Origin of the sequence: Pseudomonas sp. W3I7 (genome assembly GCF_030816095.1) — a bacterium.
In the GTDB taxonomy this organism is placed as follows: Bacteria; Pseudomonadota; Gammaproteobacteria; order Pseudomonadales; family Pseudomonadaceae; genus Aquipseudomonas; species Aquipseudomonas salomonii.
The window spans coordinates 5,010,481-5,026,058 of record NZ_JAUSXP010000001.1; the positions used below are offsets into that span (position 1 = coordinate 5,010,481).

Here is a 15,578-nt window from a genome sequence, read left to right on the forward strand (position 1 = left end):
TCTTTGAGTTAAAGCATCAGGTGACTGACACACCGCATTCGCGAGCAAGCCCGTTCCCACCTTTTGACCGAGCACGGCTTCACCATTCAGGTGTCTGTCCAACCGCTATCGCAGGCAAGCCAGCTCCCACAGGAATGCCTGGCGATGAAGATTTACAACACCACCCGCTCGCGCCGCATCCACCTCTCGAACGCCATGGCATTCAACGGCCGGCTGATTAGATAACCTTGGGCGGTGTCGCACTTCCACTGCCTGAGCAACTTCAGACTGGGCTCGAATTCCACGCCCTCCGCCACTACCTTGAGCCCCAGGTTATGGCTCATCTCAATGGTCGAACGCACGATCACGCCGTCGCCACTGGTGCTGTCGAGGTTGCGGATAAACGACTGGTCGATCTTCAATTCCTGCACCGGCAAACGCTGCAATTGCGCCAGCGATGAATAGCCGGTGCCAAAGTCATCCACCGACAAGCTGATGCCGCAGCCACGCAGTTGCTCCAGCACACTGAGGGCCTGTTGCGGGTTATGCATGATCGCGCTTTCGGTGATCTCGAAAATCAACTGCTCAGCCGCCACGTCGTATTGCATCAACAAGGCCGTGACGCGAACGGCCAAGTCATCATCGGCCAGGTCGTCCACCGAAATATTCACCGAAAGCTGAATAGGCAAACCGCGCTGCGACCACTCGGCCATTTGCCGGATCGCTTCCTCAATCGCCCACAAGGTCAGGCTGCCCATGCTGCCGGTGCGCTCGGCCAAAGGAATGAATTCGGTGGGCGAGACCTGGCCCAGGGTCGGGTGCTGCCAGCGCAACAAGGCTTCAGCCTGGCGCACGTGGCCGTGCTTGAGGTCGAGTTTGGGCTGGTAACACAGGAACAATTCGCCCTCGACCACCGCCCGGCGCAGGTCGCGGATCAGGGTGATCTGGCGCTGGTGTGCAAGGTCGCGGTCTTGCTGGTAGATCTGCAAATGCCCCGGCAGGCTCGCCGCATCATGCCGGGCAATGGCCGCGCGGCTGATCAACTCTTCGACCTGCTGGCCGTCGGCGGGGTACGCGGCAATGCCGATGCTGACTTCATGGCGCACCTCGTCGTTGCCAATGCGTTGGGGCTCAGTAAGCAGCCCGTAAAGGCGGTCGGCACGGGCTACGGCGCGGTCGATCTCGGTGTTTTCCAGCAACAGCAAAAACTCACTGCCGGCGATGCGCGCCGCGGTGTCGCTGGCCAACAGGCTCATGGACAGGCAGCGGCTGGCTTCACGCAGCATTTCTTCGACGCCCTGAGGGCCGAAGCCTTCGTTGATCACCCGGTAGTTTTCGATCCCCAGGTACAGCAACACCACCGGCCGCCGCGCACTGATCGCACTGCCCAGGCGCTCCATGGCCAGGGCGCGGTTGGGCAAGCCGGTGAGCGGATCATGCAGGGCGTTATGCGCCAGTTGCCGTTCGCGCACAGCGATGCCGTTTTGCATGGCGTTGAAGGCGCGGGCCAGCAAGCCGAATTCATCGTGGCTGCGCACCCGCACCGGCGTGCGGTAGTCACCGGCACCAATGCGTTCAGCGGCCTGCACCAAGGCAGTGAGCGGGCGCGACACACGCCGTGCCAAAAACAATGCGGCCACCAGCGACACCAGCAGCACCGCCAAGGCAATCCCGAGGAACTGCCGGTCCAGCGGCGCAAAGGATTCCAGCGCATGATCCAGCGGGCTTTGCAGCAACACGCGCACTTGATCACCATCGCCGGTGTTGGCCAGCGGCAGCACCTGGCTCAGTACACGTTGCCCGTGGAACCCATTGATCTGCGCCTCAGGGTTGGGGTGGCTGTCGCGCATCAGGCTGATGACGGTGTCTTGATAGGCCTCCGGCTGAGTGCTGAACAGCTGGCCGACGCGGCCGTCCTGCTCACTGAGGAACGACACTTCAAGGTTGCTCATGGAGCGCAGTTCATTGGCGAACAGCTTGTCCATGGGCAAGCCCATGACCACGCGGGCGATAGGCTGCGGGTCGAGCACTTCGTCCTGCACCAGTAAATAGGGCTGGCCGTCCATGGCGACAATGAGCATTTGCTGGCCACTGCGCCGCGCATGACGCAGGGCCTGTGCATAAGGAAACAGTTCGCCCTGTAGCAACACCGGCAAGGTGCTGACCATCACCTTGCCATCCAGGCCGAGCACAAACACCTCGGTGGAGTGGATCCCGGTGCCATGCCGGCGCAATGCAGCCAGGATCGAATCGGCCTTGGCGTCGATCACCGCTTGTTTGAAAGGACCGTCCACGGTCAGCCAGTCCAACCCGTATTGCAGGCGGCGCCCGCGCAGTTCCAACAGGCGCTCAAAAACTTGGATGCCCGTGTCGAGCTGAACCTGAGCCTGGTTTTCCACGGCGCGGGTGGTGGCAGCCTTGACCGCAAAGTAAGTGGCCGCCACCACCACCAGCAACAACAGCGCCAGCACCCCGGCGATACGGGTCTGGAACGTGTGGCGCCACTGCATGGCCGGACCCTGCGGCCGCGCTCGCCTCTCTGTGCCACTGCGTCCTTTTGTCATACGCATCCTTGGCGACGGCTGACCTGGCGTCAAAAAATTCCAGTGTGTGTTGGAAAGTGGGTGGTTGAAGATTAGCTGGGACTTTGAATAAGTAAACCCAATGAAAGATGAAAGCAGACTGTCATATTATTGGCGACGTCGCGTTGACTTTAAACCTAAAAATCATACAAACGAATACGCACTTTCTGGCAATTTCAGTCCAATAACGCTCATGGCCTTATTATAAAAACAATGAAAATATCGACTTTCTTTTTTTCAAGGACGTTGCAATGCGCTATTTGAAGATCACGGCTCAGGACGATTACGACAACAACGTAATTGATGCGGTTTACTTGGAGTTTTTTGATGGCGTCCGCCCTAAAGCCGTCGCTGAAGCGTTAGTCATGAATACGTCGGAACACGACCATGGAAGTTTAAAGTGGGTGCTGGCCGATGACATTAATGGTAGCGGCGTTAACAATAGCGTCGATGCTGCCTTGGCCCGCGCCCTGGCCAAATGTTTTCTCCAGTTCAAGTGGTGGAAGATTGATCGCCCGTTTAACCGCTACCTTGAGATTTTTACCGAAGACCTTGACCTGGATGGCAAACCCGACCTGGTACGGCTGAGATTTCATGAAGGCGATGGGGCACCGACTGACGCCACCGTGGTCAATGCCGCCGCGTGTGTATTTCTCAATGACCCCGCCGATCGCTATATCACGCTCAACACGAAGATCGATGAAGACTTAAAAACCGAGGCGTGGCAAACAACGCACGTAGTCGATATATCGCGCCTCTTTCTAAAGTGCCGCTGGGATAATATTCGAGCAATAAAGCCCTGTTCATCAATCACGACGAACGTGTAATCAATAGCACTTCCCGGCCAGCGTGTGTCTCTGCTCTCGCACACTCACCGCGTACGCCAACAGTCGGCGCGACAGACGTTACAGCCACTACGCCTGTTGCGCCGTGAACGGGCGAATTTGTCAGCTCCGATGTTCATTATTACTTTCAAATACCCGCTACGCCTGCGGCTCATTGCCAACAATGACGGAAACTTGATTGGCGCCTGAACGGTCACACTAACCATATCGCTGCCGCCGACGCCTCTTGACGGCGGATCAGCCCACGGCCCGCGCGCGCATAAAGTCGCCCCAACGCCGCACCAGGTAATTGTGCTCATCCATCACCGAGTTCCACACCGCGATATGCCCCATGCGTTGCTCGTAGGAGCCGCCATCGCGCACGTCACCGATGTCGATCAACGGCAACCCGTCACTGCCCAGTAATTCCTCGCGGGCCGGCAGGCCGGCGTACCAGTAATCCCACTCGGCACTGCTCAAATGGTCGCGGGTGCGCGCCGGGTTGCCGATGTAGTAACCCTGGCGCGCCATCACCGCGCCCGGCCAGCCGGACAACCACCAATTGAGATAGGCATACGCCGCATCCAGCACTGGGCCTTGGGCATGGCGTGACAACGACAAACCGCCAAACCACGCGCGATAGCCTTCACGCGGCACCGCCAAGCGGTACTTCACACCCGCACGGTGCAGGCGCATCAAGGTCGGCGACCACAGGCTCTGGATATCGATACTCGGGCTGAGCATCAGCTGCGCGGCTTCTTCATCATCGGACCAGAACGCGGCGAAGTGCCCTTCCTTCTGCTTGCGCACCAGGATGTCGGCCAGCACATCGATCTCTTCGATGCTCATGTTGCCGATGTCCTTGAACTGCGCCAGCCCCGCGCCCTGCACCGCCAACGCCGCATCCAGCGCGCCAATCGCCGCGTCACTTTGCAACGCGGTACGCGCACGCCAGGCCGGGTCGAGCAGCCAGCCCCAGCTTTCATTACCGTGGCTGAAGCCGTCGGGCAAGCGCTCGGGGCGGTAGGCAAAACTGTCGGCATTGTGGGTCAGCGGCAGCATGCTGATGCGTTCGGTCACTGTGCTGCCGAGGCTGCCGTCGTGCTGCACGAACAGGCGCTCACTGGGCACGCTGCCGCTGCCCAGGCGGTCACTGGCCGACAGCCGGCCGCGCTTGGGCAGGTCATTGATCTCATGCCACAACGCAATACGCCGTGTGTCGATGGGCTGGATCGCCCGCGCCGGCCACACGAAGTCGACGTTGTGGAACCACTGGTCGTACAGGTCGTAACTCTCGGGTTGCATCACCGCAATGCGCTGGGCCTGCGCTACATCGTGTACCTGGTACACCAGGCGGATGCCCAGCTCCTGTTCGGCGCGCACGCGCAGGCATTCCAGCAAGGTCACGGAAGTACCAAGGACACGCAGTGTGATCATGCCGCAAACCGCCGTGAGAACACCTCAAACGAGCGTCGCAACAGCGCCGGGTCGAGGCCACGCAGGATAAACACCAGGCGTGACTGGCGGTCGGCGCCTGGCCATGCAGGCAAATGCACCGGGGCATGCAGGCAGTGCTGCACGCCATGGATAACGATGGGGGCCGAGCTTGCATTCACGTTAAGCAGTCCTTTGACGCGAAGGATTCGTTCGCCGTGGCATCTTAACAGCATCGACAACCACACCCCGAAGCCCACCCAGTCCAGCGGTTGCTCGAACGTCAGGCAGCAGACTTGGGCAGCGCCGTGGCTCGCCGTGGTGGTGCGGTGCAGTTGCCAGCGGCTGACTTCTGCGGCGGGCTCGGCGCTGCGCAAACCTTCGCCGAGCAACAGTTGGTCGCCGCTGTGGATCTCATGAGTATTGAGGATTGGGGTGCCAGCGTTAAGCGCCTGTAAATGCGTGCGCAGTGAATCGCTGTCGCCAGCCAGATCAGTCTTGCTCAGCAATAGCCTGTCTGCCGCCGCCACCTGGGCCAACCACTCAGGGTGCAAGCGCTCCTGTAGCTCGGCGTGGCTGGCATCGACCAAGGTGATCACCAGGCCAATGTGAAAACGCCCACGCAGTTGCACGTCGTTATTCAGGGTGGCGAGGATCGGCGCCGGGTCGGCCAGCCCGGTGGTTTCCAGGATCACGCGTTTGAAGGCCGGGATCTCACCGCGCTCACGGCGTTGCAACAGGCCGAGCAGCGCGTCTTTCAACTCGCCGCGAATCGAGCAGCACACGCAACCGCTGGGCAGCAGCACGGTGTCTGGCGCGACCTCTTCCACCAACAGATGGTCGATGCCGATATCGCCGAATTCATTGATCAACAGCGCGGTATCACCGAGGCTTTCGCCTTGCAGCAAACGCTTGAGCAGCGTGGTTTTGCCACTGCCGAGGAAGCCGGTGATGACATTAAGGGCAATGCTCATGACGACTCCAGATGGTCAAGCACACGCGGGTCGAGCGGGTCCAACGGGCGACCGAGCATGCTCTCAGCCGCCTGCCAGAGTTGCTCCAGGCCAGTCGCCAATGCCTGCTTGCCGGTAGCGCCCAACAACAGATAGGACGCGCCCTGGAAGTCTTCGACCTTGAGCCGGAACACCGCCAGCACCTGATTGATCGCCGCAATGCGGCGCAGGCGCTCGCGGCGCCTGGGCAGCTCATCGCCCAAGGGGTCGCTCCAGTGCAGGTCTTCACCGAGCAGGCCGCAGAGTCCGCACATGCTTACACCTCACTCATGGCATGACATCGCCGGAGTTCGGGCCAAGCGTCTGGCCGACAAACAGGTTGCCGCCCGGCTCGCTGGCGAGCAGCACGGCGGTCGGCGCCACTTCATCAGCCAGGCCAAAGCGGCCCAGGGGCAACTCGGCGGCTTTGGCGCGCTTCCAGTCTGCGCTGATGCCACCCACCAACGGCGTCTCGATCGGGCCGGGGGCGATGGCGTTGACCAGCACGTTGTCCTTGGCCACTTCCAGCGCCAGGGATTTGGTAAAGCCGATCACTCCGGCCTTGGCCGCGGCATAGTGGGTCAACTCGGCGCCGCCCTTGATGCCCAGTTGCGAGGCCACATTGATGATGCGGCCCCAGCGCTGCGCCAGCATGTGCGGCAGGGCGCGCTGACTGGCGACAAACACACTGGTGAGGTCGACGCGCAGCATGTCGTTCCACATCTCGATGGAAAGGTCGACGCAGCGTGCCTGGGTGAGCATGCCGGCATTGTTGACCAGAATATCGATGCCGCCGAAGTGTTCGACGCAACGGTCGACACTGGCCTGGGCGCCTTCAACGCTGCCCACATCGGCCAGACACTCGACCACCTCGGCGCCGAGGTTGCGGCAGGTAATCGCGGTTTCGGCGAGGCTGGCGGCGTTACGGTCGGCCAGCAGCAAGCGTGCGCCCTCGGCGGCGTAGGCACGGGCGATGGCGGCACCGATGCCGCTGCCTGCGCCAGTGATTACGGCACGACGGTTGTTCAATTGAGACATACACAAATCTCCTAAGGCAAACACGGTCTCCTGTGGGAGCTGGCTTGCCTGCGATTAGCGGTGGATCAGCCAGCCCATGTGGTGCTGACCCACCGCTAATCGCAGGCAAGCCAGCTCCCACATGTTTAGATCGAGTACGGTCAGTCGGGCCAGCGCACGGTTAAGCCGCCGTCGATGACGATGCTTTGGCCAGTCAAATAGCTCGACGCCTCACTGGTCAAAAACTGCACCAGCGACGCCACCTCATCCGCCCGCCCTACCCGACCCAACGGAATTGCCCGCGCAGCCTTGGCCAGGCCTTCCGGCCCCAAGGAATTCTTCGCATCCAGCGACTGCGGCGTCTCGATCAACCCCGGAATCACCGCATTGCAACGAATCCCCAGCGCCGCCAACTCCACTGCCAGCGAACGGCACAAGCCCGGCACACCGGCTTTTGCTGCTGCGTAATGGCTGTGTTCCTGCCAGCCATACACACCGCCGGCAATCGATGAAATCGCCACCAGCGCGCCGCCCTCTTTCATGTGCCGGCTTGCCGCGCGAAAAGTGCGCATCACCCCCGTCAGGTCGACATTGAGCATCTCGTCCCACAGCGCGTCGGTCATCTCCAGCAACGGCGCACGGCGCAGCAAGCCGGCGTTGGCCACGGCGTAATCGAGGCGGCCGAAGTGCTGCACGGCGGCCTCGGCCAGGGCGTCTACCGAGGCGCTATTGCCTACGTCCAGCGGCAGCATCAAGCATTCGCCACCGGCGTCTTTCACCAGGGCCACGGTGGTATGCGGGTCATGGGGATCGGCGGGGAAATACCCGCCGACCACCGCCACGCCGCTGCGCGCATACGCCACGGCAAGGGCTTGGCCGATGCCGCTGGCGGCACCGGTAATCAAGGCAACTTTACGGCTCATCTAACACTCCTTACTGAACGGTTTCCGGGCGCACATGGCGTGCGGCAAACATCAGCGCGCCGGACAAGAAGCACGGCAGCGCGCCGAACCACAGCGCGGCGGTCTGCCAGTCACTGCCGGCGGACAACACCTGGGTGGCGCCAAACCCTGCGACCACTGCTCCAATCGGCCCCATGGCATGGATGATCGCGCCGCCGGTGGCACGGATGCTGGTCGGGAAACTCTCGCTGATAAAGAACAACGCCGCCGAGTACGGCCCGATCAGGAAGAACAGGCCCAGGCTGTACAGCCCCACCACCATCGGCATATTGCTAGGGCCGAACAGCATCCCGGCAAACGCCAGGCCGCCGAGCATCCAGCCCAGGCCGATGACGTTACGGCGGCCGATCTTGTCGCCCATCCAGCCGTGGGTCAGGTAACCGCAGTAGCCCACCAGGTTGGAGAGCACGAGGATGATCAGCGAGTTTTCGAACGAGATGTGGTGCACGCTGACGATCACCGAGGTGCCGAGCACGCTGAACACCTGGATGGCCGCCCAGTTGAGCAACAGCGCGGCGCCGATCACCAGCGTGGCGCGCCGGGCCGGGCCACGGAAGGCGGCTTTAAGGCCAGCCTTGCTGTGTTCGTCGTAGTCGACGCCGTAGGTCACGGCGACGTTTTGCGCTTCTTTTACCGCGCCGCTTTTACGCAGTTCGCTGATGCGCTGATGGATCTGGAACTGCGGGCTCTCCTTGAGCTTGCGCGCCATGATTGCGATCACGATGGCCGGGATCGCTGCAAAGATGAAGCAGCCCTGCCAGCCGATAATCGGCAGCAACAGCGCGGTCAACCCGGCCGCGATCAACGCGCCCACCGGCCAGCCGCCCTGCACCAGGCTGTAGATAAACCCACGGCGCTTGGTCAGTCGCGGGTCTTCCGAGGCGCCATACAATTCGCTGAGGTAGGTGGCGTTAACGGTTTCCTCGGCATAGCCCAGGCCGCCCAGCGAACGAATCAGAATCAGCGGCGACTTGCCCCACGCACCGCCAATCGCGGTGAGCGCCGAGCACAGTGCGGAACCTGCCACGGTAAAAATAATGCCTTTGCGCCGGCCCAACTTGTCCACCACCGGGCCAATCGCAAAGGCGACCACCGCCGTACCCACCGCCACCCACGTTGCGATTTCAGCTTGCTCCACTTCACCCCAGCCGAAGTGCCGGCCGATCTCCGGCAGCAAGGTGCCGAACAGGATGAAGTCATACACCGCAAACACCCAGGCGAAAAACGCGATCCAGGTAGCAAAGCGCACCTCCTGGGACGTCAGTTGCCGGGGTTTCCAGCCAGTCAGGTCAAGCTTGTTGTAGATGGACATAAATCGCGCCTCGCAGGGTTGGGGGCAAATGCCGACTAGCTAAGGTGGAACCTGTACCTGTGGCGAGGGAGCTTGCTCCCGCTGGGCCGGGCTGGCGCACCAGCCCGAAGGGACCCTAAAAATGGGACTGCTCCGCAGTCCAGCGGGAGCAAGCTCCCTCGCCACAGGTAACGGATGACTCAGATCAGGTACGCGGTTGGCGGCGGATAAAGTCGTCGGCGATTTCGTCAAAGGTAACGAAGCGCACGCCGGCATGGCTCTGGATGTGTTCGATCAGGCGCTCGAGCATCAACAGCACTTGCGGGCGACCGGACACGTCGGGATGGATGGTCATGGTGAACACCGCGTGTTCGTGCTCGCGGTAGACCCAGTCGAACTGGTCGCGCCACATTTCTTCCAGGTGACGCGGGTTGACGAAGCCGTGGCTGTTGGGGGCTTTTTTGATGAACATCATTGGCGGCAGGTCGTCGAGGTACCAGTTGGCCGGAATTTCCACCAGGTCGGTTTCTTCGCCGCGCACCAAAGGTTTCATCCAGGTATCCGGGTGCTGGCTGTAATCGATTTTGGTCCAGCTGTCGCCCTTGCGCACGTAGTACGGGTGGAAGTCGTTGTGCATCAGGCTGTGGTCGTACTTGATGCCTTTTTTCAGCAGCAGCTCGTTGGTGACCTTGCTGAATTCCCACCAGGGCGCGACATAACCGGTCGGGCGTTTGCCGGTGACTTGGGTGATCAGCTCGATGGATTTATCCAGGACGATTTCTTCCTGTTCGGCCGTCATCGCAATCGGGTTTTCGTGGCTGTAGCCGTGCACACCGATTTCGTGGCCGGCGTCGGCCACCGCCTTCATTTGCTCGGGGAACGTTTCCATCGAGTGGCCGGGGATAAACCAGGTGGTGCGCAGGCCGTAGCGTTCGAACAGTTTGAGCAGGCGTGGCGCGCCGACTTCACCCGCGAACAAGCCGCGGGAGATGTCGTCCGGCGAGTCTTCACCGCCGTAGGAGCCGAGCCAGCCGGCGACGGCGTCTACGTCGACGCCAAATGCACAGAGAATGTCTTTAGCCATGGTGTGTCTCCTTAAAAATTCAGGGTGGTTTCGACCGACAGCGCGGCCCTGAGCAAGCGTGCGTCTTCGCCACTCGGCGTGCTGAGCAGCAGGCCGGTGGGTAAGCCCAGGGCATCACGGCCGCTGGGCAGGCTGACGCCAGGCATGTCGAGCAAACTGCCGGGCATGGTCAGGCGCAGGGTGGCGAGGTTGGTTTTGACGAACAGCTCGTCGTCGGCTTGCAGCGGTGCCAGCGCCGGGGCGACATGGGCGACCGTCGGGGTAATGAGCACGGCACCGTCGAGCTCATCGACCAGTTGGAGCTGCAAGCGGCGGCGCGCGTCGATCAGGTGCAACAGTTGGCTGGCGGGCAATTCACGTGCGGCCTCCAGGCGCCGGCGTACACGCGGGTCGAGTTGCTCGGCATCGCTGCTGTCCAACAGTTTTTCGTGCAGGGCGAAGGCTTCGAATGAGCCGAGCCAGCCGTCCTGCTTGATCAGGTTGAGGGTGGCCTGGAAGGTGGCTGATGCGCGCACCTCGATCAACGCACCGGCGGCCTTGAGCGGGTCCACTGCGCGCAGCAGGTTATTGCGCACGGCGGGTTCGATGTCTTCCAGCGCGCCTTGCTCAAGCACAAAACGCTGGCCCTTGAGGCTACGGGCGACGTGCTGTTGCGTGCGGCCGTTGAGCAGGTCGTCGATGGCCAGCGCATCGCGCACGCTGCGGGTCAGCGGGCCGAGGCTGTCGAGGGTGTGCGCCAGCGGGAATACGCCGTCGCGGCTGTAGCGTCGACAGCTGCTGCGATAGCCCACCACGCCATTGAGCGCTGCGGGGATGCGGATCGAGCCGGCCGTGTCGGTGCCCATGGCGATGGGCACGATCCCCGCCGCCACCGCGACCGCCGAGCCCGACGACGAGCCGCCGGGGATACGCGGTTGATCGCTGCCACTGGGGTTATGGGGCGTGCCGAAATGCGGGTTCAGGCCCAGCCCGGAATACGCCAGTTCGCTGAGGTTGGTCTTGCCGATGCTGACCATGCCGGCGCGGCACAACAACCCGACACTGGGCGCATCGATCAAGGCTGGCGCGGCGTTGCGGCGATAGGCCGCGCCTGCGGTGGTGATGCTGCCGGCCACGTCGAACAAATCCTTCCAGGCCAGTGGCACGCCGTCGAATAAGCTTAAGGGCTGACCGGCACGCCAGCGCGCGGCTGCCGCCTCGGCTTCACGGCGTGCGCGCCCAGCGGTCAGGGAAATAAACACACTGGGCGCCATGCTCGCGTGGACGAGTGCCTGTTCCAGCGCCTGCACCGGGTCGTTGCGACCGCTGGCAAAGTCCTGGGCCATTGAGGTGGCGTCTGACATCGAGATGACCCTCGTAAAACGTACATATTAATAAAATGTACATTTTACAAAGGCAGATTTCGTGCCAGTCTCTTTGCAGGTGTTGTCGTGTTCGTGAGGTTTATCGCCAACAACTGCGGGATAGGTGGTTTTTCGGTATGCAAAAAAAAGCGACCTGAGTGATGAGACTAGCCCCAATTGAAATAATGTATCTTTTATTAATAAATACATTTTGGTGCGAAAAGTAACGTTTTTGTCTTTCCGGCCCCAAAAAAGTGCCACCACTGTGGCGCGGAGTGACAGGCTCATCTATGAGAGAATCCCCGGCCACTTTCCTACACGCCCAAGAGAACACGATGAAAGCAGTGTCCGCCTCGGCCTCCCGTTACGCGATGATTCACCAAGTGTTGCGTAATGCGATCGTCAACGGCACCGCGCGCCATGGGCTGGTACTGCTGGAAGCGCCTCTGGCCGAACTGTTCGGCACCAGCCGCGTGCCGGTGCGCAAGGCTTTGGACCTGCTGCATGATGAGGGCCTGATCTGCCGCTTCAATGGCCGGGGTTACTTGATCAACCCCGAAGGCCTGGCCATGGAGCCGCTGCGCTTGCCCCTGAGTCAGGCGCATCTGGGCCTTGATGGCGAGGCTGAGTGGGTGGATACGCGGCCGCTGGGTGAGCGGATCGTCGAGGAAATCGGCGCGGCACTGTCCACCTGCATCGCTTTTGGCCATTACCGGCTGGACGAGCAAGCCGCCGCCGACCACTACGGCGTCAGCCGCGCCGTGGTACGTGAAGCGCTGATGCGCCTGCGCGACCGTGGCCTGGTGGAAAAAGAACCCTACTCCCAGTGGCTGGCCGGGCCATTGACCGCGCGGGAAGTCACCGAAGACTACGAATTGCGCGCCTGCCTGGAACCCGAGGCGCTGCGCCAGAGCGCGCCAAACCTGGACCGTGAGTTGCTCGAAGCGATGTTGCAGCGCGTACTGGACGCCCAGCAAAGCCCGCACTGCAGCCTGGAAACCCTCGAGCAGATCGAAGAAGACTTGCACCAACGCTGCCTGGCGGGTTTGCAAAACCGCAAGATCGCCGCGCTGATCCGCCAGGGCCAGAGCCCGATGATCATCAGTCGGATTTTTTACCGTTTACTGGGGATCGGCGCAGATCCTGCCATGCTCGCCGAACATCGCTTGATTCTGGAGTTGTTGCTGCATGGAGCATTTGATGCGGCGGCGCTGAATTTGCGCGAGCATTTGCAGCGGGCGCGGCAGCGCATGTTGCAGCGCCTTAAGGTGCTGTCGGTGTTACCGGAGCAGCCGCTGCCGGCCTACCTGCACAAAATCAGCTGACTTCACCCGATCTGAAAGGTGGGAGCTGGCTTGCCTGCGATGGCGGTGGGCCAGTCAACTTATCAGTCGCTGATACACCGCTATCGCAGGCAAGCCAGCTCCCACAGGGTTCAGCGATGCTGGCGGAAATTTCATGCAATATGTTGCTATCTCACGCCCACCATTGAAACCACCGCAACCCCGCCCCATCTAACCTGCATACTTCCTTATGCAGGTGCCCCATGAGCGACCAGCAAGAATTCCCGGACATCGACCTGAACGATTACGCCGACCCCGAAAATGCTGAACACGAAACCTCGTCCAACACCGGCCTGGCCCTGCCTGGGCAAAACCTGCCGGACAAGGTCTATATCATCCCGATCCACAACCGGCCGTTTTTCCCGGCGCAGGTATTGCCGGTTATCGTCAACGAAGAGCCGTGGGCCGAAACCCTGGAGCTGGTGAGCAAATCCGACCACCACTCGCTCGCGCTGTTTTTCATGGACACGCCCCCCGAAGACCCGCGCCACTTCGACACCTCCAGCCTGCCGCTGTACGGCACGCTGGTGAAGGTGCACCACGCCAGCCGCGAAAACGGCAAGCTGCAATTTGTCGCCCAGGGCCTGACCCGCGTGCGCATCAAGACCTGGCTCAAGCACCATCGCCCGCCGTACCTGGTGGAAGTCGAATACCCGCACCAGCCCACCGAGCCGACCGATGAGGTCAAGGCCTACGGCATGGCGCTGATCAACGCGATCAAGGAACTGCTGCCGCTCAACCCGCTGTACAGCGAAGAGTTGAAGAACTACCTCAACCGCTTCAGCCCCAACGACCCGTCGCCGCTCACCGACTTCGCCGCCGCGTTGACCTCGGCCACCGGTAACGAGTTGCAGGAAGTGCTGGACTGCGTACCCATGCTCAAGCGCATGGAAAAAGTACTGCCGATGCTGCGCAAGGAAGTTGAAGTTGCGCGCCTGCAAAAAGAGATTTCCGCCGAGGTGAACCGCAAGATCGGTGAGCATCAGCGCGAGTTCTTCCTCAAGGAACAACTCAAGGTCATCCAGCAAGAGCTGGGCTTGACCAAGGATGACCGCAGCGCCGATGTCGAACAGTTCGAACAGCGGCTGGTGGGCAAAACGCTGCCGACCCAGGCGCAGAAACGCATCAGCGAAGAAATGAACAAACTGTCGATCCTGGAAACGGGTTCGCCGGAATACGCGGTCACGCGCAACTACCTGGACTGGGCCACTTCCGTGCCGTGGGGCGTGTATGGCGAGGACAAACTCGACCTTAAACACGCACGCAAGGTGCTGGATAAGCACCATGCCGGCCTTGACGATATCAAGAGCCGTATCCTCGAGTTTCTGGCGGTAGGTGCCTATAAAGGCGAAGTCGCCGGCTCCATCGTACTGCTGGTCGGCCCGCCAGGCGTGGGCAAGACCAGCGTGGGTAAATCCATCGCCGAATCCCTGGGCCGGCCGTTCTACCGCTTCAGTGTCGGCGGCATGCGCGATGAGGCCGAAATCAAGGGCCATCGCCGCACCTACATCGGCGCCCTGCCGGGCAAGCTGGTGCAGGCGCTTAAAGATGTGGAAGTGATGAACCCGGTGATCATGCTCGACGAGATCGACAAGATGGGCCAGAGCTTCCAGGGCGACCCGGCGTCGGCGCTGCTGGAAACCCTGGACCCGGAGCAGAACGTCGAATTCCTCGACCACTACCTGGACCTGCGCCTGGACCTGTCCAAAGTGCTGTTCGTGTGCACCGCCAACACCCTGGACTCGATCCCCGGCCCGTTGCTGGACCGTATGGAAGTGATTCGCCTGTCGGGCTATATCACCGAAGAAAAAGTCGCCATCGCCAAACGCCACCTGTGGCCCAAGCAGCTGGAAAAAGCCGGCGTGGCGAAAACCAGCCTGACCATCAGCGACGGCGCCCTGCGTGCCTTGATCGACGGTTATGCGCGGGAAGCCGGGGTGCGCCAGCTGGAGAAACAGCTGGGCAAACTGGTGCGCAAGGCAGTGGTCAAGTTGCTGGATGAGCCGGACTCGGTGATCAAGATCGGCAACAAGGACCTGGAAAGCTCATTGGGCATGCCGGTGTTCCGCAACGAGCAAGTGCTGTCCGGCACCGGTGTGATCACTGGCCTGGCCTGGACCAGCATGGGCGGCGCGACCTTGCCAATTGAGGCGACGCGCATTCATACGCTCAATCGCGGCTTCAAACTCACCGGGCAGTTGGGTGAAGTGATGAAAGAGTCCGCCGAGATTGCCTACAGCTACATCAGCTCGAACCTGAAGTCGTTTGGCGGCGATCCGAAGTTCTTCGATGAAGCCTTCGTGCACCTGCACGTGCCGGAAGGCGCCACACCCAAAGACGGCCCGAGCGCGGGTGTGACCATGGCCAGTGCGTTGCTGTCGCTGGCACGCAACCAACCGCCGAAAAAAGGCGTGGCCATGACCGGCGAGCTGACCTTGACCGGGCATGTGCTGCCGATTGGCGGGGTGCGCGAGAAGGTGATTGCGGCGCGGCGCCAGAAGATTCATGAGCTGATTTTGCCGGAGCCGAACCGTGGCAGCTTTGAGGAGTTGCCGGAGTACCTGAAGGAAGGCATGACCGTGCACTTTGCCAAGCGTTTTGCGGATGTGGCGAAAGTGCTCTTCTAAAAATTCACTCCAACCCTGTGGCGAGGGAGCTTGCTCCCGCTGGACTGCGCAGCAGTCCCAAAAAAGCCGGGGCCGCTTCGCGGCCCAGCGGGAGCAAGCT

The 15,578-nt window shown here is 61.4% G+C and carries 12 protein-coding genes; 3 read left to right on the plus strand and 9 right to left on the minus strand.

All coding sequences use genetic code 11. The features are described 5' to 3' along the window. Positions 1 to 152: 152 nt before the first annotated feature. On the minus strand, positions 153 to 2,489 hold the full coding sequence (locus QF043_RS23160) for a bifunctional diguanylate cyclase/phosphodiesterase (protein WP_307420319.1): 2,337 nt from the start codon (positions 2,487 to 2,489) through the stop codon (positions 153 to 155). Between the two features lie 323 nt (positions 2,490 to 2,812). Between QF043_RS23160 and QF043_RS23165 the strand changes: the two genes are divergently transcribed. Continuing rightward, on the plus strand, positions 2,813 to 3,388 hold the full coding sequence (locus QF043_RS23165; protein WP_307420320.1) for a hypothetical protein: 576 nt from the start codon (positions 2,813 to 2,815) through the stop codon (positions 3,386 to 3,388). Positions 3,389 to 3,643: 255 nt separating this feature from the next. On the opposite strand, the gene QF043_RS23170 is transcribed toward QF043_RS23165, so the two are convergent. From QF043_RS23170 to QF043_RS23205, 8 genes are all read right to left on the minus strand, one after another. After that, positions 3,644 to 4,822, minus strand: a complete 1,179-nt coding sequence (locus QF043_RS23170) for a PotD/PotF family extracellular solute-binding protein (RefSeq protein ID WP_307420321.1) — start codon at positions 4,820 to 4,822, stop codon at positions 3,644 to 3,646. Next, on the minus strand, positions 4,819 to 5,793 hold the full coding sequence (locus tag QF043_RS23175) for a GTP-binding protein (RefSeq protein ID WP_307420322.1): 975 nt from the start codon (positions 5,791 to 5,793) through the stop codon (positions 4,819 to 4,821). Before QF043_RS23175 ends, QF043_RS23170 begins: the two co-directional genes overlap by 4 nt. Further along, the gene (locus QF043_RS23180; RefSeq protein WP_307420323.1) at positions 5,790 to 6,086 is read right to left on the minus strand and encodes a hypothetical protein; all 297 of its coding nucleotides are present in this window, start codon (positions 6,084 to 6,086) and stop codon (positions 5,790 to 5,792) included. Before QF043_RS23180 ends, QF043_RS23175 begins: the two co-directional genes overlap by 4 nt. A 13-nt stretch (positions 6,087 to 6,099) precedes the next feature. After that, entirely contained in the window at positions 6,100 to 6,849 is a 750-nt protein-coding gene (locus tag QF043_RS23185; RefSeq protein ID WP_219337861.1) for an SDR family NAD(P)-dependent oxidoreductase, read from the minus strand. A gap of 140 nt (positions 6,850 to 6,989) precedes the next feature. Further along, positions 6,990 to 7,751: an SDR family NAD(P)-dependent oxidoreductase gene (locus QF043_RS23190; protein WP_307420324.1), complete on the minus strand. Its 762-nt coding sequence runs from the start codon at positions 7,749 to 7,751 to the stop codon at positions 6,990 to 6,992. Between the two features lie 10 nt (positions 7,752 to 7,761). Beyond that, a complete protein-coding gene (locus QF043_RS23195) occupies positions 7,762 to 9,102 on the minus strand; it encodes an MFS transporter (RefSeq protein ID WP_069786160.1) in 1,341 nt (446 codons plus the stop codon). A 184-nt stretch (positions 9,103 to 9,286) separates the two neighbouring features. Continuing rightward, positions 9,287 to 10,165 carry a polysaccharide deacetylase gene (locus QF043_RS23200; protein ID WP_010212857.1) on the minus strand — a complete coding sequence of 293 codons (879 nt, stop codon included), beginning with the start codon at positions 10,163 to 10,165 and terminating at the stop codon, positions 9,287 to 9,289. Positions 10,166 to 10,176: 11 nt separating this feature from the next. Next, positions 10,177 to 11,508, minus strand: coding sequence for an amidase (locus QF043_RS23205; RefSeq protein WP_307420325.1), 1,332 nt, complete (start codon positions 11,506 to 11,508; stop codon positions 10,177 to 10,179). A 335-nt stretch (positions 11,509 to 11,843) separates the two neighbouring features. Between QF043_RS23205 and QF043_RS23210 the strand changes: the two genes are divergently transcribed. Both QF043_RS23210 and lon read left to right on the plus strand, forming a co-directional pair. Continuing rightward, positions 11,844 to 12,833, plus strand: coding sequence for a GntR family transcriptional regulator (locus QF043_RS23210; protein WP_307420326.1), 990 nt, complete (start codon positions 11,844 to 11,846; stop codon positions 12,831 to 12,833). A gap of 221 nt (positions 12,834 to 13,054) precedes the next feature. Next, the gene (gene lon, locus QF043_RS23215; protein ID WP_305458010.1) at positions 13,055 to 15,478 is read left to right on the plus strand and encodes an endopeptidase La; all 2,424 of its coding nucleotides are present in this window, start codon (positions 13,055 to 13,057) and stop codon (positions 15,476 to 15,478) included. Positions 15,479 to 15,578 lie beyond the last annotated feature (100 nt).

Excerpts from the sequence above, each read along its gene's own strand:
- QF043_RS23210 (WP_307420326.1), top strand. The coding sequence starts at position 11,844 with ATGAAAGCAGTGTCCGCCTCGGCCTCCCGTTACGCGATGATTCACCAA.
- QF043_RS23200 (WP_010212857.1), bottom strand. The coding sequence starts at position 10,165 with ATGGCTAAAGACATTCTCTGTGCATTTGGCGTCGACGTAGACGCCGTC.
- QF043_RS23205 (WP_307420325.1), bottom strand. The coding sequence starts at position 11,508 with ATGTCAGACGCCACCTCAATGGCCCAGGACTTTGCCAGCGGTCGCAAC.
- QF043_RS23160 (WP_307420319.1), bottom strand. The coding sequence starts at position 2,489 with ATGCAGTGGCGCCACACGTTCCAGACCCGTATCGCCGGGGTGCTGGCG.
- lon (WP_305458010.1), top strand. The coding sequence starts at position 13,055 with ATGAGCGACCAGCAAGAATTCCCGGACATCGACCTGAACGATTACGCC.
- QF043_RS23190 (WP_307420324.1), bottom strand. The coding sequence starts at position 7,751 with ATGAGCCGTAAAGTTGCCTTGATTACCGGTGCCGCCAGCGGCATCGGC.
- QF043_RS23195 (WP_069786160.1), bottom strand. The coding sequence starts at position 9,102 with ATGTCCATCTACAACAAGCTTGACCTGACTGGCTGGAAACCCCGGCAA.
- QF043_RS23165 (WP_307420320.1), top strand. The coding sequence starts at position 2,813 with ATGCGCTATTTGAAGATCACGGCTCAGGACGATTACGACAACAACGTA.
- QF043_RS23175 (WP_307420322.1), bottom strand. The coding sequence starts at position 5,793 with ATGAGCATTGCCCTTAATGTCATCACCGGCTTCCTCGGCAGTGGCAAA.
- QF043_RS23185 (WP_219337861.1), bottom strand. The coding sequence starts at position 6,849 with ATGTCTCAATTGAACAACCGTCGTGCCGTAATCACTGGCGCAGGCAGC.
- QF043_RS23170 (WP_307420321.1), bottom strand. The coding sequence starts at position 4,822 with ATGATCACACTGCGTGTCCTTGGTACTTCCGTGACCTTGCTGGAATGC.
- QF043_RS23180 (WP_307420323.1), bottom strand. The coding sequence starts at position 6,086 with ATGTGCGGACTCTGCGGCCTGCTCGGTGAAGACCTGCACTGGAGCGAC.